Source organism: Fibrobacter sp. UWB3, from assembly GCF_002210405.1.
Taxonomy (GTDB): Bacteria; Fibrobacterota; Fibrobacteria; order Fibrobacterales; family Fibrobacteraceae; genus Fibrobacter.
This window is the reverse complement of the sequence record NZ_MWQJ01000003.1, coordinates 24,828-44,948: the sequence shown is the minus strand read 5'-3', so window position 1 is coordinate 44,948 and position 20,121 is coordinate 24,828. Positions and strand designations below refer to the sequence as shown.

The following is a 20,121-nucleotide window of genomic DNA, read 5'->3' as shown; positions in this document are numbered from 1 at the left end:
CATATAAAGCGTCATGCCCGCCACTCTACACTTGTCATCCCGGCCACTTTACACTTGTCATGCCCGCCACCGAGCGGGCATCTCCTTTTTTACAAATCCCCTGATTTCGGGCCGTATTCGATTGTACCGTCGTGATGGATGATGATATAATCATAGAAATGTGTCGAATCCGGCATATAACGTGGTATAATTTCAGCTTGTCGTTTGTAGCCTCTAAAATAGGGTCTATCATCTTCGATATTAAGCAAATTATCGCCATCAGCCACCCAAGCCGTAGTCACTAGAACATCACCGCTATCGCTCAATGCAAATTCATAATAAAGATCTCCATATTGCAGCGATCCAACATATTCTCCCCTCATTCCCACATCTTTCCAAGCAGAGTCTCTTGGAACATGATAGAATAGGCCCAATGAATCTCGATAAGTCAAAGTCACCTCTGTGTAATTCATCAGAGAATTTTTATAACGCAACCATTTTTCAAACAACGGATTTTTACGAACGGCAATCAAAGTTTTCAAAAAAAAGCTTGACCGATTCAATCGGGTCCTCATAAAAATCTTCATACTTGAGAAGTTTTAAGACAAGTTCATTAAAAGGGGTTTCCCCTTTCAGCGATACATAAACGGAATATTCAACATCATCTTCAGAATGAGTTCGACCGGCTACAGCTTTGATATCAAAGAAGTCCTCAAAGCGTTTAAATCTTGAGTCTTCACGGAATGTTTTTAAAATTTTTTCACAGCCTTTATCATCTAGCACTTGGCGAAGGCTATCTAGAACCTTGTAATAAGCGCTAAAGGGAGAAGTTGTTTCTTTGTAAATCTCAGGATTTTTTTCATACCGTTCTTCTACATAAGAATGGGGAATCGTACAAAATTTTAAACCACCCCGTTTATTTAGTTTATACAAACCATCCTTGGAAAGACGAACCTTGGGCAACGATAGAGTTCGTCCATTTTTGACTACAAATTCATAAAAGCTTTTTTCACATTCAAAACCTATAGTATCACTGACAAAATCAGCAAGCAACGGTTCACTCTTCTGTTTTTTAAAAGTTCGTTTTTCAGCTGACGTATTCAGAACAATTTCTTGCGGAGGAATACTTACCGAAACAATTCTAGGGTCCAATTCTTTTCCTTTGAAAAATTTATCAGGAAGAGCTATTGAACGTGAATACGATTTTATTTGTACACTATCCAAGTAAAGCAAAGAATCATGAAGACTCCAATATGCCGAATAGCCACCGCCTTCTTCAGGATTGAAATACGTATATATCGGAGCAGAATTCCAATCCCGAATCGATGGCCTAAATGGCCACGTTGAATAATGCTTGGCTATATATTCATTTAGCGGATGAGTTAAAATACGGCATTGTTCGCCATTGATATAGAAATGATCCGTGCCACCCTCGATACAAGTACGATCAGGAAGTTTGATAATGATTGCACAAGCTGCACACGCAAACGCAACAACCAAGAAACAGATTTTCTTTATCATAATTACAAATTATAAAAAAAGAAACTGTTCAAACAAGAGTGTTCACACAAAAGATATGCCGACCCCGTCCCCATTCGCGGATCATGACCACGTAAGAGCTAAAGCTCTAAGTGGTCAAAGAGAATAAATCCGGGGTGACAAGCGTAAGGGTTTACGCCCCATTAATCATTCACCAAGGACAAACGAAACTGCTTTTTCGAGGTCTTCTTGCTGGCGTTTATGCACTTCAGCATAACGTTTCAAAGCACGAGAAGCATACATCGCATAGATATCCGGATCCAGCAATTGAATCATGCGATTCTTGATTTCGCTGACGGAATACGGGTCAAAATAAAGTGATGCATTTTCGCAGACTTCGGGCACAGACGTCGTACCGCTTGCCGCCACAGGCACGCCATAACGCATCGACTGCACCGGTGGATAGCCAAAGCCTTCGTTCAAGCTCGGGAAAATAAACGCATACGCGTTCTTGTGCAAGAATTCGAGTTCCTTAGATTCCACGTAACCGAGAAACACAAACGCATCCTTGTTGCGAATGTGCTTGCGGTAAACCTTTACGTTCGTTGCACCCGTAATCACGAGCTTCATGTCGAACAAGTGATTTGTCGAGCGCATCATCGTCACGAGTTCATCGAACGCCTTGACCGCACGCAGATTGTTCTTTTCCCAGCGGGCACCGCTCGTGAGCAAAAAGAACTTTTTCGATTTCACACCCGGCGGCAAGAATCCTTCCGGTTCGTAATCCAGCATCGGGCTATAGAAAACCGGGATTTCCTTGTCCAAAAGCTCCGGGAAGAAGGACTTGATAGAAGCTCGGCTATGTTCGCTCACGGTAATGCATTCGGCACGGCCGTCGGCAATGCGGGCCGCCAAATCGCGGTACTTGGGCGCATAGAAATACTTTTTCCAACAGTCGCGGTAACGCACAAGCGCTTCGAGCTTTTGTGCAAGCTTTTTTGCAAAGCCAACGCCTTGCCAGCTGTACTGCATTTCAAGAGCGCGCACGCCATGCCACGTGAACACAAAACGCTTCACCTGAATTTGCCATTTGCCTTCGAGCGAATAAAGCGGCGTGTAGAACGCATCAATCGCATTTTCGTCGATAATCTGCTGCGGCATCTTTTCGGCAATGTCAAAGAGCGGAATATTGCACTTTTCGCATGCTTCGAGAATATCCGGCGACAAGTATTTGCGGCTATCGTAAACGCAACTGAACTTTGCGCTACGTTTCACAAGCGCCCAGAAAATCACTTCGCCATAGCTGCCGCCACCGTGAAACTTTGCACTGTGAATCGGCTGCACAGCCACGAGATTAAAAAGCAAATTCATAAAACGCCCCCTAGAAAAGCTTGCCCAGGATTTCCAAAGGCTTCACAAGGAATGGCATTTTCTTGTACAGCCAAGCGAGCGATTTTGCAAACGCGTAAGAGCGGATGATGTAAGCACCCGCAGCACCCACCTTGTTCGTCTGGTACATGAATTCATCCTTCGCATGCGCAATCACATCATCGTAATACTCGTTGATGTGAATGGACTTGTCCGCATTCACCGTCACGGGGAGGTTCTTCAAGTTCGTATAAAAGTCCTTGCGCAAAATCTTCGGCAAAAAGATGTTCATCGATTCCGGCACCTTGCGGCCTCGCGTATCGATAATGCGCGAGCCAAAGAAGTGCAACACTTTCGCCGTCGGCAAGAAGCGGTTGCCATAAGCAAGCTGGCAGTTCCAGCCGCCATCCATCTTTTTCGTGATATAACCGAACTTGTAATTGGTTTCAGCAAGGCTTGCCATATCGTACGGGAAGTTCTTGGAAACGCAGTAAAGCCAAAGTTCGTGCCAAGTTTTGAAGAACTCGCGGGCTTCCGGCGTATCGGCGGCAAACATCACGCCCCCGTTAAAAATTTCGTCGTTCAGAATCGGCGAAAAGCCCATCATCTTTGCGTTGTTCAAAATTTTCTTGCGGTTAATCGCCTTTGACAAGTTCGTATGGAAATCGAGCACGGCATAAATGCCACCGCGCCATTCGTCCGGAATCGTCAAATCATCAACAATCGCGATGTCCGAATCCATGTACAAGAAGTCGCCATCGACCACATTGCGCATCACCGTCTTGAGGTAACGGGAGCGCAACATCGGCGTGAACTTTTCATCAAGCGTGAGTACCTTGAGTTCATCGACAGCGTCCTTCAAGACCGCACGCGATCCCGTCAAAGTTTCAGCAGTTTTATCATCCGTCAAAAGCGTCACGAACGCATTCGGATTATGGACACGCAACGAAGCAATTGCCACGAGCGTCTGCTCGCAGAAAAAGTCCTTCGGGGAACTTGTCAACACAAAAAGATATTTGGTCATAGGTAAAATATACCAAAAAATAGCTATATTACCGGATAAATAACCCAAAATACGTTTTCATCATGCGCAAAAAGCACCATTTCTTTCTATTCCACTCCATCATAGTTCTACTATTTTCTGGAATAGTTCTTTTCCTTTGTGCCAAGTACTTTATCAATCAGTCCATCTACCTGCTTGTCGGTTTACTTGTCGCGCTGTTCCTCCTTGGTGCTTTGAGGTCTCTCCCTGTCGCTGCAGCATCTAAAAGCGATCGAAAATTCGGTTCTCTTCTTGCAGGCACATCACTCTATTTCATCGGCCTCGCCATTCTATTCCTCAAAAGATTTTCCCTGGAGCGTTTCCCCATTGATGATCCTGAAATGGTTATTGCAGGCCTCACGAATATCAACGGAGCCATCGACAGAGGTATCTATTACGACATTTTTGCAGCCCTCGCCTATGCACTCGGGCTAACACTAGTATTTTTCTTTCTTGTTCTCCTGTATCAAAAAAAGACAAAACACTTTTACGTTGTCTCTAGACTTCCGTTCAGGGTTCATTCCAACCGCTTTTTCCTCGTTTTCGGATTGATAATCCTCATCAGTTCGCTTTCTGATACATACCACGACCTTCACATTTACGACTACAGCAAGGCCATCAAAAAGCTTTACGCTGATCCTATCGATTCTGAATTTTACCGTACCGAATACATTGCCCCCGACACAAGCAAAATTGTATTTCCGGAGAAAAAGCGGAATTTAGTCATCATCTTGCTTGAATCCATGGAAAGCTCTTTTGCCGACAAAGAAAAAGGCGGACTTTTCGACAACAACCTGATCCCCAACCTGACCCGACTTGGTGAAGAGAACATCAACTTTTCGAACACAGACAAGTTGGGCGGAGGATTAGACCTTTCGGGTACTAGCTGGACCATCGCCGCGATGACGGCTAAGTTTGCCGGTTTACCATTCAACTTGATTGGTGACGAAAACCATTCCCGCCGCACCACATTCTTGCCGAAAGCAGTCACATTGACCGACATCCTTGCAGCAAACGGATACAAGCAACTTTACGTTTTTGGTAGCGATAAAAAATTTGCCGGGCGCGACTTGCTCCTCGAAACGCACGGGAATGTAGAGATCCATGATATTGCATGGTACAAGCAAAACAACTATATTCCAGAAGATTACTTCAAGTTCTGGGGCTTAGAAGACCTTGAACTCTACCGCCTTGCCAAGATGGAACTTGACAGTCTGGGCAAAGGTTCCCAGCCGTTCATGTTCGGCATGCTGACCATCGACACGCACATGCCAACCGGGCTTCAATACGACAACTGCGGAAAGCCGGACCAATATCCGATGAAGCAATCCATCAACTGCGCCGACATCCTTTTGATGGACTTTATCGACTGGATGAAACAGCAACCTTGGTTCGAAGAAACGACAGTAGCAATCATGGGCGACCACCTCTTTATGGCAACCGAAAAGACAAACTTTTTCGGCAGCAACGAATACCTCGCCCTCAAAGAAAAAAAGACCGACCTCACCAACATTTCCGGGAATCCGCGCCGTTGGCTTGATGTCTTTATAAACGCAAAGCCGGTCAACAACGATTATTCGAACCGAATCAAGAACAGGGCTTTTTCGTCCATGGACATGTTCCCGACAATTCTTGCATCCATCGGCTGCACCATCAAAGATGACCGCCTTGGCTTCGGAACAAACCTTTTCAGTCAGGGGAAAACACTCTGCGAACGCTTTCCAGAAGAATTTATCAATACAAAACTGATGGAACGCACCAAACAATATGTAGATTTAGAAAGATAGGAGACATTGGCTTAAAACAGATTTCCTTTTTATGAAAAAGACAAAAGTACTTCATTACATCGACAGTCTTGATCCGGGCGGAGCAGAAACAATCGTCATGAACTACGCCCTCTTGATTGACAGGCAACAAATCGACATGACGATTGTCTGCCACGATCGAAAAGGAACTCCGTACGAAGCCATACTCTCTTCTGCAGGTGTTCGCGTCATTTACATGAGCGATTACCTGCACCTAAAAAAGCTCTGCAAGCATTACATTGTCCGCCGGTATTTCCATAAGAGCGGTTTAGACAAGTACATTCTCCGTCACATATTCCACAAAGAAAAGCCAGATATCATCCACACGCACTTGCGCTGCAACGAGATTATCAAATTTGCAGTGGACGGGACAGACTGCAAAATACTGCACACCGTACATTCGCAGCCATCGGCCTATTGGAACAACAAGACCGCAATCGCGCAAAACGATTTTAAGGCCTGCACATACTTGGTCGAAAAAAAGCATATGCAATTAATCGCCTTGCACGACGGGATGCGTCAAGAACTGAACGAGCTATTCCACGTCAACGACACGCTCGTTTTCAACAATGGCGTTAATTTCGACAAGTTCAAAATTAGCGAAACCAAGGAAAGCATCCGCAACAGTCTCGGTATTCCAAATTCAAAATTCGTTGTCGGGCATGTCGGGCGTTTTGTCCCCGTCAAGAACCACGACCTGATTATCGAAAGTTTCAAAAAGTTAAGCGAGCTCAGAGACAATGCGCACTTGCTCCTGGTCGGACAAGGGCCGCTTCGCCCCGCCATCGAAAAGAAAATCGAAGAATACGGTCTTAAGGAAAACGTCACCATTCTCGATCCGCGAAACGACATTCCGAGAATTTTAAAAGCGATGGACGTGTTCTTGCTCCCCTCCCTGTGGGAAGGCCTCGGCATCGTCCTCGTAGAATCCCAAACCATGGGCATTTACTCCATTGCCTCAAGCAATGTCCCTGCAGATACCGTATTCTCGAATCTCGTTTTGCGAATGCCTCCCGACGCAGATGCAGCTGCATGGGCAAAAGCCATTCATTCCGCACCGCAATTGACGCCCGAGTATCACGGCATCGAGAACTGGAACATGAAGAAAATCGTTAAGGATCTTGAAGCGCTGTACCAAAATTCGGCTCTCGAAAGGATTGCAAAATGAACTTGAACAAAGCCTTTATCATCACGATTGATACCGAAGCGGACAACCAGTGGGATTACGACGCCCCGATCAAAACGGAGAACATCAAGTTTCTCCCCCGCTTTCAAGAGCTCAGCGAAAAATACGGATTTAAGCCTGTTTGGCTCACCAACTACGAGATGGCCGAAGATCCGCATTTTGTAGAATACATGCGCGAAAAGCAAGACAAGGGACTTTGCGAAATCGGGATGCATCTGCACGCCTGGAACACGCCCCCTGAAAGCCCACTCAACCGCAGCGTGCGCGAACGCGATTACCTCATTGAATACCCGGTCGATGTCATGGAGAAAAAAATTGCCACCATGACCGAAACTCTCGAAAAGAATTTCGGACGCGCACCAGTATCGCACCGCAGTGGACGCTGGACGACGAACGAGGACTACTTTAGGCTTTTGCACAAATTCGGCTACAAAGTCGACTGTTCCGTCACGCCGCACATTGACTGGTCGCACAAACCAGGATCAACCGGCAAAATGGGGAACGACTATTCCCAATGCCCCCAAAAGCCCTATTACATTTTCGAGGACATCCTAGAAGTTCCCATGACCATCCGTCCGATGAGGACTTTCACTTGCGAACCCTCATTTGCAAAGCCTTCTGTCGGTCGCGAAATCAAGAAATTCTTCTTGGGACGCAAGCAGTGGCTGCGCCCAGACTGCCATTTACAAAAGAAGCCTCTGTTCAAGCTTATCGACAGGGTTTCGCACGAAAATCAGTACCTGATGTTCATGCTGCACTCATCGGAAATGATGCCCGGCGGAAGCCCAAGCTTCAAGGACGAAGCGTCCATCGAAAAGCTCTACGAAGTCATCGAAGCCGTTTTTGCACGCGCCCATTCACTCGGGTACACCGGGACAACGCTCCGAGAATTCGCCGAGGCCTACTCGAAGTAGGCTCACTACTTCGACTTTTTGCCGTACTTCTGTCCGGCGAGGCCCTGCTTCCAGAACGTGAGAAGAATAAGCCCTGCAATAATGACAGCAGCAATAATCTTTGTCACCATAGGCGGATCATAGACAAAATTCAAGATGTAATCGCAAGTAATTAGCGATACAATCCAGATGCCCTGAATCCACAAATCCTTTCGATACGGCCAATAGCCCATCTTTTTCAGGTAAAGGTTCATCCAGATGCACTGCATAATCTGGTATGCCACCGTAGAGATTGCAGCACCGGCAATTCCAAAAATCGGGATGCAGATTCTGTTCAGCAAGAGCGACAACGCCAAAGAAACAATATTCATCATCAGCATGAACTTGCTTTTCCCAAGGCCATTGATAACAGAACCGGACAAGCCCCAGAAACCATCGAGCAAGTTACCGATAATGAGGATGCCAAGAACCGCCGCCGGATTTTCCTTAGACACAAACGATTTGCCAGCAATCATCATCGTCTGCTCCGGGAACAGCACTATAAAAAATCCAATGCCAAGCTGGATCAACGTCGTCATCGAAACGCAATACGAAAATACCGGCTTCAAGTCTGTATCGAGCCTGTCGGTAGACATCCCTGCAACCACGGGCTGCAAAATCGGTCCATAGCTCTGACGGATCGTCTTTAGTCCATTCGAAATCGTCACCATCACCGCATAGACGCCAGCCGCTTCAGGGCCAATCAGCGCAAGAACCATCCACAAGTCCACGCGAATCAAGAACGCCGCCACCACTTCAGAAAATCCGAGCGGCAAGGAGAAATTCAAAAGTTCCGCAGGAATTTTTTTGCGAATAAACCACTGGATTGTCGGGAACTGCTTATTCATGAGAACCAGATAAGTCGACATGCCAAGCATATTCGAGATAAAGAAGCCAATCGGGAGCGCATACTTGTCTGTAACGCCCGTGTAATGCAAAAGCAAGGCAATCACCGGAGCAAGCGCCGTAATGGCAAAGTCATTGATAAAAATCTTGTACTGCGGATGGCGATTCCCTTCAGATGCCCCTGCAAAAAGGGAAATCATGGTGTAAGGAATGATGGACATCGCAAAAAGCGAAATCTCAAGCGACGAAAGCATCGCAAGCCCAGACGAAACCCGCTGCAAGTTGAAAAACGACCCGATCCAGATAACAAGCGAAAAGCCAAGAGCAATCGAAACGGTCACCCACAGAGATTCGGCAATTCCTTCGTAAGGCGCACGGTTGTGAACTTTGTTTTGCGGCAGATGGCGATGCAAACCCTTGTCAAGTCCAAGAACAGCAATGCGGCAAAGCGTCAAAATAAACAACTGGGTCGAAACATAAATACCGAAAATTTCCTTGCCAAATACGCGCGCCACCACAATCGTAAGCACCGGCCCCACCACTTTGAGACAAGTTCCAATAAGGTTAAACGCCGTACTTTTCAGCAAAAACTTCTGGTCATTCTGAATAGAATCCATCGATAAACCACTCTAGAAGATATGAACCAATTTAAGCAACTTGCAAATCAACGGGAATTGCCTATAGATGAAAAACAGCGGGAATCGGATTTCCGGATTCAGCACCGATGGCGCCCCAAAGAAAGCCGTCTTTGCATTGTAGATAATCTGCAACGATTCTTCAGAAACCTTCTGTTCCGCCTTGATTTTTTCGAAGAAGTCCTTTTTCATAAGCGGGTGCGGTTCCTTTTTGCCGTCAATACCCGAACCAAAGAAATGGATGATCTTTGCATTACAGAGCATCGGGTAAATAATCTTGACGCGATATAGATGGTTGTAAGCCTCGCGCACCTGGCAGTTCCATTCACCAGGGAGTTCCTTCATCGGGAATCCAAGCAGACGGTTCGTCTCGTTAAACGAAATCTGGTCGGTAAAAATGCCCTTGGTGTTGCAATACTGGTAAAGTTCATGCCACTTGTCAAAGAACCTCTTGGCATTATCGTTATCGCGGGCAAAAATAATCCCGCCGTTAAAAAACAGGTCGCCCAAGTTGAGCGTAAAGCCAAGAATATTTTTATTCTTGTTGTTTTTCTTGTGCTTGACGTGGTACTTGTCGTTTTCACGGGCATGCAAGTCGGCAATAGCTCCGACATCGCAATTATCATCGACCTTCAAATCAAGCTTATCGGCAATAGCCGTATCGCCGTCAATATAAAGGAAATCCCCTTCAAGCAGGTTGCGCATGTTCGTCTTGAGAAGCCTCGAACGCGCAAGTCCCGAAATTTTATCGTCAAAGGAGACAACTTTATATTCGTTGACCAGGGTCTTGATTTCGGCCCTAAAGCCCATCAAATTAGCATCAGTCTTATCATCGACAAGGAGTGTTACGAACGCATCAGGATTGTAATGGCGAAGCGACAAGATAGAGACAAGCGTTTGTTCGTAATAGATATCACTCTCTTTGCTCACCAGAATATACAGGAACTTCACCATAGAACACTCCTTCACATATCAAAAAATCAACTGAAATTTAGAAATTTGCACCCAATTTTGATTTCTTTTTTCTAAATTATCGGACATATGGTTCAATTCAGTCAAACTTCTTGGCAATACGGCACACTTTCGGAGACGCTCGATATCTTGCGCTATGCGCCGATGTCTCTCCCCATCGGAACGAACGCCGTACTTTACTACACATTGCCCAAGACTATTGAATCTGGCGAGTTTATCCGCTACACCATTATGGCGGGTTTCAGAAAATTAAGTTGGACTGGCATCATTGGAGCGGTCACGCCGGGCAAGACGAGCAACGTTGTTGAAATCGCCGTGCGCCTTGGCGAAGGTCCTTTCCGTGGCTTTACGGCAACACACACGTTTGATTCCGTTAAAGGCATGACGACCTGCTTTGATAACCTCACCTTCCAGGGATGCAAGGATTTTGCAGAAGACACATTCGCGATTGTCATGAACAGCGCTAGCTTGGTTTACGCCATGAAGGCTAGAGAAATGGCTCGCGAACAAATCGCTATTGTAGAAGCAAAGAAGAAGACGCAGGCTTTCGAAGCGTTGGATCAGTCCGCAACCGCCGGATAACATCATGTACAAGTCCCTCGAACAGGCCCTGCTGGATTTGGAAAAAGCGGGAATGCTCAAACGTATTCACGCCGAAGTCGATCCGCATTTGGAAATGGCCGAAATCGCGAGGGAAAATTTTAGGCAGGGTGGCCCAGCGCTCCTTTTTGAACATGTCAAGGGAAGCAAGTTCCGCGCCGCCTGTAACATTTTCGGAAGTGACGAAAGATTCAATTTTCTGTTCCGTGAAGGCTTTGAGCAGACGAAAACAGCTGTAAACTTCAAGGCAAATCCGGTCGAATTTTTCAAGCATGCCACGCCTGCTAAACTGCTGCGCGCCATGCGCGCCGGGATAAGATCCCTGCCCAAACGCTCCGGTAGCATCAAGGACTTCGAAGAATGCAGCCTCAGCGACTTGCCTCAGCTGGTCAGCTGGCCGCTAGACGGCGGAGCGTTCATCACGCTCCCGCAAGTCGCCACACGCCCGAGTGAAAATGCAAGCATCATGCAGACGAACGTAGGCATGTACCGCATCCAGATTTCGGGAAATGAATACATTCCGAACGAAGAATGCGGATTGCATTACCAGATCAAGCGCGACATCGCAAGGCACCACCAAAAAGCTCTCGAAGAAGGTCGCCCGCTCAAGGTGAGCATTTTCATTGGCGGGCCTCCATCGCACACATTTGCCGCCGTGATGCCCATGCCCGAGAACCTCTCGGAACTCTTGTTCGCAGGCATGCTCGGCAACCATCGTTTCCGTTACTTTGAACATGACGGTTACCTTGTCTCTAGCGATGCCGACTTTTGTATTTTAGGAGAACTCGAACCCGGTTTAAAGCCCGAAGGCCCATTTGGGGACCACATCGGTTATTATTCCGGCAAACACGATTTTCCTTGTATGAGAGTCCAAAAAGTGCTTTGCAAAAAGAATGCGATTTTCCCGTTCACGGTCGTCGGCCGCCCGCCCCAAGAAGATACGCTCTTTGGCAAGTTCATTCATGAAATCACAAAGCCGATGGTCCCCGCTTCGCTCCCGGGCGTTTACGGGATTCACGCGGTCGATGATGCAGGCGTACACCCGCTTTGCCTAGCGCTCGGTTCAGAAGCATTCCGGCCATACGTGAGCCCCGAAGAACGCGAGCCGATGGAACTTTTAAAGACGGCAAATGCGCTGCTCGGATTCAACCAGGCAAGTTTAACAAAGTATTTACTTATCGCAGCAAAAGAAGACGCCGCGGGCATTTCTACTGACGCGAATGCCATCGCAAATGAAACAGCCGCGGGCCTCGATGTAAACAACGTCCCTGCGTTCTTCGGACACGTTCTCGAACGTGTCCACTTCGACCGCGATTTGCATTTCCAGACCGCGACGACCATCGACACGCTCGACTACACTGGCACAAGCCTCAACCACGGTTCCAAAGTCGTGATTGCCGCTGCCGGCACAAAGATTCGCGAACTCCGCAACGATCCGAATGATTTAAAAGCGCTTGCACTCCCGCAAGGATTCAAGAACGCAACCATCGTGATGCCCGGCGTGCTCATGATCGAAGGCCCAACATTCATCGAAGGCCCGGCGCATCTCGAGAACGGCAACGAGACATTCCGCGAGCTCAAAGAGGCCCTCGCCCACTGGGAATTCCGTGAGAATTATCCCTGGATTTCCATCATCGACGAAGGCGCCCGAAATGCCGGCAACGGCGCAAACGCAACCAACATCTTGAGCGATTTCCTCTGGCTCACGTTTACGCGTTCTGACCCCGCCCAAGATATTTACGGTCTCGATGAAGTTGTCGAGAACAAGCACTGGAAATGCAAGGCGCCCTTGCTTATCGATGCACGCGTCAAGCCGCAGCATCAAAAGCCGCTGACGATTCCAACCGAGATTACCGAAAAGGCAAAAAGAATTCTCAAAGACGCAGGAGTTTTATAAAATGCGCCTCTTGACTTTTGTTATCATCGCTTCAATTTGTTTTGCGCACGCCTACAATGGCACATGCGGGACATGGAACATCCTTAAGAACCGCACCAAGCACAAACAAAAGGTTTATTCCCTGTCGAACTACAACAGTGGAAGATGCAGCTACGAGCAATACTACGACTCGGTCTATACCATCAAAACACCTCATATTCAAGTATTCTACGTGTTGTCTGGTCCTCATGCAACAACTAAAGCTTTTGCCGAAACTACAGCCGAAAGCATGGAAGCCGCATGGGAATTTTATGTAAGCAAGCTACAAATGTGCGCCCCCAAAGGACCAAGCACAACGCACCATTTTCAACAAGAAGTTAAAGACGGTCTATACCCCATTGAAATCATTGATATCGAACAAGTTCGAGATCCCTATGGCGAGTATTCCTGTGCATCTTGCTATGGTTTAACCATTCAACAAGAAGAGAATACAGCAACTCAGATTTTCATGGAAAATGACTTCTATTACGGATCGTCACATGGAACCAATAGTGAAAAAATAATTGCCGACGGCGACACTTGCTACTACGCCAAAAGCACCATTCCTCTTCTTAACAAAACCCATAACTACTCCTATACCGATGAATGGGCTAAAGGAATCCGTCTAACATCATTCCATGAATTCTATCACGCCGTACAGTTACAATACCTCAATACAGTTTCTTCAAATAACATATTCTGGTTCGAAGCATCCGCTACAGGCTACGAAGAAGTAACCAATCCAGAAGTTGACGATTATTTCTCATACCTGCCATCATTCTTCAACGACATGGGCGTTCCCCTGTCCCAGATAAACCAAATCAACAATCACAAGATATATGGCGTTTCTACATTTTTCCTTTATCTTTACAACAAAGTTTCTAAGAATATCGACAAGTCCATTTGGGAAAATTTCTCCAGAAATCCAGACAAGCCTTTTGAAGCACAACTAGAATCTTCACTGCAAAAAATCAAGTTAAATGCAGACAGCATATTCCACGATTATTCTGTTGATCTTTCTTTTTCTGGAGAACGCAGCCAGTTTATCCCCAAAAAAGACTGGATAACAAGCGATCAAGAGCTTTGGCCCAGTGCAAACGTACTTAGCGAAGATTCCATCACGCCAGAAATTGAAAGCCTTGCATTTAAATTTTACCGTTCACCCAACAATTACACAGAGCCCAACTTTACAGATTATCTCGGCAAAGCATCCATTATCTCATTTAGCAAAGGCGAAGCGACCGTTCACACCATTAAAAGCACCAAGTCACTCGACAGCCTTGTTTCAATCTTGTCGACAAGCGATTCTACGATTTGGGTTTTCAGCCGTTTCGGTGTTTCCGAAAACATCCCCATTACAAGCAAAGACGCATCGCCACATGCATTCCCTGTTCCGTGGCGCGAAGGTTCGCTCTGCTTTGCACCACTCCCCCGCGACAAAAAATTCATTGAAATCCGCAACAGGCGCGGTGATTTAATCACTCAACAAAAATACGACGGAACATCATTCTGCATGCAAGAAGACCAAGTCAAATCGATGATGGCTCCGGGTATTTATCGTTTCCGCGTCGGGAATAAAGGCAAAACCACCAGCTTTATGGTGATTTACTAGTAGGAAGTAGACAGTAGACGGTAGGAAGGAGGAAGAAGTCATCCTCAGCCAGTCATCCTGAGGAGCAAAGCGACGAAGGACCCAGTTATTTCTTGTTTTTAAGCAAACGTTAGAATTATTATAGGCATTCACCTATGAATGGGAACAAATTATTCTTTTGTTCTAGCTTTTTGAGCAATTTCGTGTCGGGATTAGCCTTCACCGCTTCTTTATAAAGCGCACAGACATTTTCATAATGTCCGTTCAAACGGATGCGTGCGTAATCCGCCGCTGAATTGTTATGAATCATGAACGCCCAGTCCGAAGCCTGGAACAACACGAGTTCGCGCGCCATCTGTGCCAAAAAGCGCTTCGCCATCGCAGCCTTTGAACCGCACGCATTCCCAACAGCACTTCCAGAAGCCTTCCCTGCTACTTTAGAAATGCGCAACTTCAAATCGTCCATCATCTTACGCATTCTAAAGAACATCGGGTACTGGAAAGCGACTTCATCGTTCATCCAGACTTCACCAAAGCCGCCCTCGCCCCAAGACGAGAATATCGGCTTGTGAACGTCTTTATCCGCAGGCTCGCGAATCGAATCTTCAAGAGAAGCCATCTCGACCACGCTCGAGCTTGCCGCGCGTTCAAACATTTTCTCGATGAACAGCGGACCTTCGAACCACCAGTGTCCAAAAAGTTCCGCATCGTACGGACAAAGGATCGAGACCTTATTGCCATCCATGTTCGGAAGCAAGCTCGACACAGTCGCTTCGCGATTGGCGACAAAAAGTCGCGCGTGGTCTTCCACAAGACGTAGCGCATTCCACGGGCGATAAATCTTCTTGTCTTCGCTTCCCGTGATGCGGTAATACTTGAGGCCCGTTTCGATATGTGCGCCCGCCGCCAAGAAGTAATCGCCTAGATATTCGCTTTCGCGTTCGTGAGCAATGTCCTTAAAGAACTCGCGATATTCCGGATGCCCCGGGTAACCCGTTTTGCGGCTCCAGACTTCCATGGAACTGCTCTGTTCTCGGCCCATGCAATAAAGCCCTGCCGGAGTCTTGACCGGCGAGAACACGCCATACTTTGGCGCAGGCTTTGCCAAGAGCACGCCATGCGTTTCCAGGAAGAAATACTTGAATCCATATTCTGCAAGAATCGCATCCAAGCCTTCAAAATAGCCACATTCCGGAAGCCACAATCCACGAGGCTTTTTGCCAAAAGCATCTTCGAATGCACGGACTGTAATCTTCAGCTGCAAGCGGATCGCTTCGACATCGTTCTGGTACGCAGGCAAAAACGGGTGCGTCCCCACGCACGTGAGCAAGTTGATTTTTCCAATCTGCTCCAAGCGCTTTAACGCAGGTACAATTTCACAACCGCAATCGCGCTCCCAGGTATTGATGAGCGCAAGCTGCCTGCGGTAATAAAAATCCACCACTTCCATAAGCTCGGAATTGCCCTGGAAGCGGACTTTTTCGCGTTCAATCAGTTCAAGCTGTTTGTGCAAATGCGCCGAAAAACGGGTAAGCAAAAGCTTATCCGTTAGCATCGCTAAAAGCACCGATGAAACGCTAAAATTGAGAGTGCCTGGCACGCCCTTTTCTTCCAGACGGTTGAGCATCTGGATGATGGGCAAATACGTCTCCGCCATAGCCTCAAAAAACCAGTTCTCTTCCAAGAACCGGTCAAAAGAGGGTTCACGCACAAAAGGTAAATGTGCGTGAAGCAAAAGATGTACACGACCAGGCTTCGCCATTATTCCGTGCGCTTCACCACGATCGGGACGATTGTCGTCGGGAAATCGCCATCCTTATCGGTCGCAAAGACAGGGATAATCTTCGTCACGTCCGGGAGGTCTTCTTCAAAGCTGAAGGTGCCATCCGGGTTGAGCGGGAACGGTTCGCCACGCACCTGCAAGTGCGCATCCGGACGCGTGCCACCGTAGACAATCAAGCGGGTCTTCACCCACAAGAAGAAGTCCTTGCCGTAGTTCACGGAATCCTTCGGGAGTTCAAGCTTGTTGCTCTTGAGAGCGGCACTAGAAAGTGCGCCAGAGAACATGGAGCCCGAAGAGCTCGAAAGCGATTCAAGCCAGTTCTTTGCAGACATCGAAGAAAGTCCCGAGCTGCCAAAGCCACCGAGAGTTGCCCCGCCGAGGGAAGCGCGGACAAATACGTTGTCCGTATTCACTTCGGAACCTTCGAGCGTGAACGTCTGCATCGGGCCAGCTTCGACGAGCGGTTCAAACTCGCCTGCGGCAACAACGCCAAGAGCTGCAGCGCAGTTCTGAGTAGCCCTGTTTTCCACATACCAGCTACGGGCGTCTGCCGGAACTTCGATATCGTGGAACTTGAGCTTCTTGTTGCGCTTCACGGTCAAGTCGTTCGAGATGTCGAACAGACGAAGCACAAGCTTGCCCTTGCCCTTCTTGGCAGCCTTGATGCGTTCTTCGGAAACTTCCCAGAAGGCTTGCATCCAGTTCGGATCCTTTTGCATGAGCACGAGGTATTCGGCATCAAAGGATTGCGGCAAAGCTTCCGGAGCAGCAGATTTTGCAACCTTAGCCTTCGGAGTTTCTACAACTTCAACTTCGACCTTCTTGGCCTTCGTTGCAGCCTTCACGACCTTCTTAGCAGCGGCAACAGACTTTTCCGTCTTTGCAGAAACCTTTGCGGTCTTCGTTGCAGTCTTTGCAGCCGGTTTTTCGGCCTTTTCAGCCTTCGCCTTCACAGTCTTCTTTGCCGGAGCAGCCTTAGCAGCAACCTTTTCAATCGTTGCGCTAGGCTTCTTGGCGACAACCTTCTTTTCGGCAGGAGCTTTCTTTGTAGCAGCCTGCGTCTTTTCTGCTGTAGCCTTCTTGGCTACAGTCTTCTTTTCAGAAACTTTTGTCGAAGCCGTCTTCTTAGCGGCGGTCTTCTTTACTTTCTCTTCATTCTTCTTAGTAGCCATTTCGATCTCCTTCTGTTGAATCTTATTGACCACGGGTTTTACCCCAACTTCCGACACCGAGCAAACCGAGACGTATACCAATATAGGATTCACTCCAGTTGCGGTCATCGTCCGTCAGGCGAACGCCCCCCTGAATGGCCAAATCCAGCATAGTTCCCTTTCTACCAAGCGGGAAACCAGCACCGATGGATCCACCAATTTCAGAAACATCTTGAACATACCAGTTCTTGAACCAAGCACCGGCTCTATAAGTAATGCGTTTCCAGTACGAATCGTAGAAAATATCACTACCATCGCGCTGGTAACCGACAGAAATATTAAAATCGTTCTGCGTCTTGGTCACCTTGGACAAATCCCAGCTACCTGCTGCATTTTCGATGTCCTTATTCCATGCGCGCCAAGCAATATCAGCCATCACATTGTGGCGCTTGTTAAAGCGGTAATTGACACCTGTCGCAAGCATTGCAGGCACCTTGATTTCGCGAGTGTGCTTAGTCGGAGCAAGCGTGTCCAGTTCGCTAAACTGCGTATTGTACACAAGCTCATTCGACAGCGTATAGGGAGTCGTAAACGAGAAGAAATACGAAGCCATACGACCGCGGTATTGAGCCGCAATAGAATAATATGCCGGGTGGTTCTTGATTTCCCAGTCGCCCTTCACATAATCCGAAACATCAGAGCTCGTTGTAGCCCAGGAGTCTTCCGAACTAATAGCGCTGTTATCCGGACCAAGCGTAAGGTTACGAGTAAAACTGCCCATTACAAAATGAGCAGAGGCGCCCAAAGAAATCGCACGGAAGAACGGAAGCCTAATCGCATAAGTCGGCACCAGTTCGTAGATACTGCTCTGGTACTCAATTTCAGCCTTCACCTGTTCTTCTTCGTTTTCGACGTCTTCACGCATCGTTGCAGAATAATGCTGCCACAGAGAAACACCGAACGTTCCAAAGTCACCCATCGGGAATGACAAATTCATCGAAGGAATCGAAACGTTGGACTTTGTGAAATGCGAATTAGAGCGATCTGCAGTAGAAATATCAAGCAAGAAGTTGATATTCAAAGAGACCTTCGTATCAAAAGCCTGACGAGCCGGGTTCACCAAAGAAATACCTTCGGCATCGCCCGTCTTTGCATTACCCGCAAAACCGCGACCAGCCATGGCAGCAGAACCGCCAGCAATCTGTTCCTGGCCCAAAGCTTCAAGACCGATCATCGATGCAAAGGAAAAACTCGAAGCACAAAGCAAAGCACTAATTAACTTTTTCATTATTCCTCCCCACGCTTGGAAGCAAGCCACAACTTAAGCGTAGCAGGCTTATCCTTGATAGAGGTAAAATCATAACGGGCATAGTCAAAATACGGGAACGTCACGTAAATAGACCCGCCTTTAGAAATCTTGACCGTTTCGCCATTAGAAAGTTTAAGCGTATCGCCATCGGTGCTGGATCGATCATAAAAAAGCGTATCCTTATCCAGCAAGATCGAATGATCAAGGCGCATCATCATTTTAAACGTACGACCGTCATGAGCGCGGTTCAAGAAATCGCGCATGCCGCTTGTCACCTGCAACGAGATGGAGTCACGACCATCAAACACCGTGTTCGGGTGGCCACTTTTTGCAATGCGATCTTTATCCAACTTGTAGCTTTCTACACGGCGGACAGAGACATCGGCGCTATCCTCAAACGAAGCCGTAGCCACAATAATCGGATAGTTCAATTCCTGAGAGCCCTTAGAATCATCCTTGTAGAACGTCACCTGAGCCATGATTACCGCCTGGCGGACATCTTCATCGCTGTAGGGGAATTCATCGCCATAAAATTCAGACAAGGCCTTCATGATAGGCTTAGACGGGAACTCCACGACTAGAGAATCGTAGATGCCGCTATGCAGAATAAGGCAGTCCGAGCAATCTTCGCGATTCGAGGAAATTGAGGACGCGTGAACCGACTTATACTCTACGTAATCCCCATTTTCGTTATTAAGTTCCATACGGAAACGCGGATAGACCAAATCGTTTCCCGGACCGTAGAATCGGTAGATGTGTTCTGCATTCGGAGCAGAAAGGCGCAACTGCAAACGACGGTTGCCAGAATTCTTGCGGAGATCTTCCACAAGAGCCTTCGGCATTTCAATCTTCAGAATGGAGTCCACCAGAACAGTCTGCGTCTTCCCTTTTACGACCGTATCCTTCTTGCCGATGGAAACAGAATATGTCGTTTCGGCCGACTTCTGCGGGCGCCAGGTTTCAAGATCATGGAACCAGGCAGAATCCGTAATCGAAGTGATTTTATTGAGATTGCTGGAACTGAGCTTTTCAGAAATTATCCAGCTTACATCAAACTTCACATCTTCTTCAATCGGTAAAATGTCAGACGGCAGGTAGTCCGACATATAGTACGAATCCACAAGCTGGAGCTTCAAATAGGACTTCGGCGACTTTGCAGAACTCAATCTGGCCAAGAATACGCTATCCAGCCCAAAATCCAAAACGACATCGTGCGACAAGCCTGAAGTTGCCCCAAGAATACCACGAGACCGGGCGTTCTTCGGAAGAGTGTCCATAAAAACATCGGCCGAAATAGGGTTCAAGTCATTGATTGATACCGTCTGAACCTTATAACTGCCGGGCATTCCCTGGTCAGAAAGCCAGCTAGACAGGCCATCGTCATCCGTATCAAACAGGCACGACGACAGAAAAAGCGCCAAAAACGGCAACAGAATAAATTTTTTCTTGTTCACTCAGGACTCCGAGTTTTTTTACTTGTAACAAAATCGCCCATAATATAGCAAATTAGATGGTGGCGGATGTAGAA

The 20,121-nt window shown here is 47.3% G+C and carries 16 protein-coding genes; 6 read left to right on the top strand and 10 right to left on the bottom strand.

The window, feature by feature from the left end; all coding sequences use genetic code 11:
• Positions 1–89 precede the first annotated feature (89 nt).
• The 4 genes from B7991_RS04520 to B7991_RS04505 all read right to left on the bottom strand — a co-directional run bounded on the left by B7991_RS04520 (position 90) and on the right by B7991_RS04505 (position 3,850).
• Positions 90–521 (bottom strand): hypothetical protein, encoded by a 432-nt coding sequence (locus tag B7991_RS04520; protein WP_141099837.1) that lies wholly within the window; start codon positions 519–521, stop codon positions 90–92.
• Positions 496–1,500 carry a hypothetical protein gene (locus B7991_RS04515; RefSeq protein WP_088629794.1) on the bottom strand — a complete coding sequence of 335 codons (1,005 nt, stop codon included), beginning with the start codon at positions 1,498–1,500 and terminating at the stop codon, positions 496–498. The genes B7991_RS04520 and B7991_RS04515 overlap by 26 nt, the downstream gene beginning before the upstream one ends.
• 165 nt (positions 1,501–1,665) lie before the next feature.
• Positions 1,666–2,829, bottom strand: a complete 1,164-nt coding sequence (locus tag B7991_RS04510; protein ID WP_088629793.1) for a glycosyltransferase — start codon at positions 2,827–2,829, stop codon at positions 1,666–1,668.
• A gap of 10 nt (positions 2,830–2,839) precedes the next feature.
• Positions 2,840–3,850, bottom strand: a complete 1,011-nt coding sequence (locus B7991_RS04505; protein ID WP_088629792.1) for a hypothetical protein — start codon at positions 3,848–3,850, stop codon at positions 2,840–2,842.
• Between the two features lie 62 nt (positions 3,851–3,912).
• Between B7991_RS04505 and B7991_RS04500 the strand changes: the two genes are divergently transcribed.
• From B7991_RS04500 to B7991_RS04490, 3 genes are read left to right on the top strand one after another with little or no spacing between them, the layout of a single operon-like run.
• On the top strand, positions 3,913–5,655 hold the full coding sequence (locus B7991_RS04500) for a sulfatase-like hydrolase/transferase (protein WP_088629791.1): 1,743 nt from the start codon (positions 3,913–3,915) through the stop codon (positions 5,653–5,655).
• 31 nt (positions 5,656–5,686) lie between these two features.
• Entirely contained in the window at positions 5,687–6,841 is a 1,155-nt protein-coding gene (locus B7991_RS04495; protein ID WP_088629790.1) for a glycosyltransferase, read from the top strand.
• Positions 6,838–7,773: a deacetylase gene (locus tag B7991_RS04490; RefSeq protein WP_088629789.1), complete on the top strand. Its 936-nt coding sequence runs from the start codon at positions 6,838–6,840 to the stop codon at positions 7,771–7,773. Before B7991_RS04495 ends, B7991_RS04490 begins: the two co-directional genes overlap by 4 nt.
• 5 nt (positions 7,774–7,778) lie before the next feature.
• Here the strand turns inward: B7991_RS04490 and B7991_RS04485 are convergent, their stop codons facing one another.
• Together B7991_RS04485 and B7991_RS04480 are read right to left on the bottom strand one after the other, a co-directional pair.
• Positions 7,779–9,254, bottom strand: a complete 1,476-nt coding sequence (locus B7991_RS04485; protein ID WP_088629788.1) for a polysaccharide biosynthesis C-terminal domain-containing protein — start codon at positions 9,252–9,254, stop codon at positions 7,779–7,781.
• Positions 9,255–9,266: 12 nt separating this feature from the next.
• Positions 9,267–10,226, bottom strand: a complete 960-nt coding sequence (locus B7991_RS04480) for a hypothetical protein (RefSeq protein ID WP_088629787.1) — start codon at positions 10,224–10,226, stop codon at positions 9,267–9,269.
• An 87-nt stretch (positions 10,227–10,313) separates the two neighbouring features.
• Here B7991_RS04480 and B7991_RS04475 point away from each other — a divergent pair, with 87 nt between their 5' ends.
• The 3 genes from B7991_RS04475 to B7991_RS04465 are packed head-to-tail and all read left to right on the top strand — an operon-like array spanning position 10,314 to position 14,371.
• On the top strand, positions 10,314–10,826 hold the full coding sequence (locus tag B7991_RS04475; protein WP_041260035.1) for a hypothetical protein: 513 nt from the start codon (positions 10,314–10,316) through the stop codon (positions 10,824–10,826).
• A gap of 4 nt (positions 10,827–10,830) precedes the next feature.
• Positions 10,831–12,741: a UbiD family decarboxylase gene (locus B7991_RS04470; RefSeq protein ID WP_088629785.1), complete on the top strand. Its 1,911-nt coding sequence runs from the start codon at positions 10,831–10,833 to the stop codon at positions 12,739–12,741.
• A gap of 1 nt (position 12,742) precedes the next feature.
• Entirely contained in the window at positions 12,743–14,371 is a 1,629-nt protein-coding gene (locus tag B7991_RS04465) for a hypothetical protein (RefSeq protein ID WP_088629784.1), read from the top strand.
• A gap of 118 nt (positions 14,372–14,489) precedes the next feature.
• On the opposite strand, the gene B7991_RS04460 is transcribed toward B7991_RS04465, so the two are convergent.
• Genes B7991_RS04460 through B7991_RS04445 form a run of 4 tightly spaced genes read right to left on the bottom strand, consistent with a single transcriptional unit; the run spans position 14,490 to position 20,047 of the window.
• On the bottom strand, positions 14,490–16,112 hold the full coding sequence (locus B7991_RS04460) for a glycoside hydrolase family 57 protein (protein WP_088629783.1): 1,623 nt from the start codon (positions 16,110–16,112) through the stop codon (positions 14,490–14,492).
• The gene (locus B7991_RS04455) at positions 16,112–17,305 is read right to left on the bottom strand and encodes a DUF4912 domain-containing protein (protein ID WP_088629982.1); all 1,194 of its coding nucleotides are present in this window, start codon (positions 17,303–17,305) and stop codon (positions 16,112–16,114) included. Before B7991_RS04455 ends, B7991_RS04460 begins: the two co-directional genes overlap by 1 nt.
• 22 nt (positions 17,306–17,327) lie before the next feature.
• Complete coding sequence (locus B7991_RS04450; protein WP_088629782.1) at positions 17,328–18,572, bottom strand: hypothetical protein; 1,245 nt, start codon at positions 18,570–18,572, stop codon at positions 17,328–17,330.
• The gene (locus B7991_RS04445; RefSeq protein ID WP_088629781.1) at positions 18,572–20,047 is read right to left on the bottom strand and encodes a hypothetical protein; all 1,476 of its coding nucleotides are present in this window, start codon (positions 20,045–20,047) and stop codon (positions 18,572–18,574) included. The genes B7991_RS04450 and B7991_RS04445 overlap by 1 nt, the downstream gene beginning before the upstream one ends.
• Positions 20,048–20,121: the final 74 nt, after the last annotated feature.

Coding starts and splice junctions, on each gene's coding strand:
- B7991_RS04515 (WP_088629794.1), bottom strand. CDS start 1,500: ATGATAAAGAAAATCTGTTTCTTGGTTGTTGCGTTTGCGTGTGCAGCT.
- B7991_RS04510 (WP_088629793.1), bottom strand. CDS start 2,829: ATGAATTTGCTTTTTAATCTCGTGGCTGTGCAGCCGATTCACAGTGCA.
- B7991_RS04505 (WP_088629792.1), bottom strand. CDS start 3,850: ATGACCAAATATCTTTTTGTGTTGACAAGTTCCCCGAAGGACTTTTTC.
- B7991_RS04500 (WP_088629791.1), top strand. CDS start 3,913: ATGCGCAAAAAGCACCATTTCTTTCTATTCCACTCCATCATAGTTCTA.
- B7991_RS04495 (WP_088629790.1), top strand. CDS start 5,687: ATGAAAAAGACAAAAGTACTTCATTACATCGACAGTCTTGATCCGGGC.
- B7991_RS04490 (WP_088629789.1), top strand. CDS start 6,838: ATGAACTTGAACAAAGCCTTTATCATCACGATTGATACCGAAGCGGAC.
- B7991_RS04485 (WP_088629788.1), bottom strand. CDS start 9,254: ATGGATTCTATTCAGAATGACCAGAAGTTTTTGCTGAAAAGTACGGCG.
- B7991_RS04480 (WP_088629787.1), bottom strand. CDS start 10,226: ATGGTGAAGTTCCTGTATATTCTGGTGAGCAAAGAGAGTGATATCTAT.
- B7991_RS04475 (WP_041260035.1), top strand. CDS start 10,314: ATGGTTCAATTCAGTCAAACTTCTTGGCAATACGGCACACTTTCGGAG.
- B7991_RS04470 (WP_088629785.1), top strand. CDS start 10,831: ATGTACAAGTCCCTCGAACAGGCCCTGCTGGATTTGGAAAAAGCGGGA.
- B7991_RS04465 (WP_088629784.1), top strand. CDS start 12,743: ATGCGCCTCTTGACTTTTGTTATCATCGCTTCAATTTGTTTTGCGCAC.
- B7991_RS04460 (WP_088629783.1), bottom strand. CDS start 16,112: ATGGCGAAGCCTGGTCGTGTACATCTTTTGCTTCACGCACATTTACCT.
- B7991_RS04455 (WP_088629982.1), bottom strand. CDS start 17,305: ATGGCTACTAAGAAGAATGAAGAGAAAGTAAAGAAGACCGCCGCTAAG.
- B7991_RS04450 (WP_088629782.1), bottom strand. CDS start 18,572: ATGAAAAAGTTAATTAGTGCTTTGCTTTGTGCTTCGAGTTTTTCCTTT.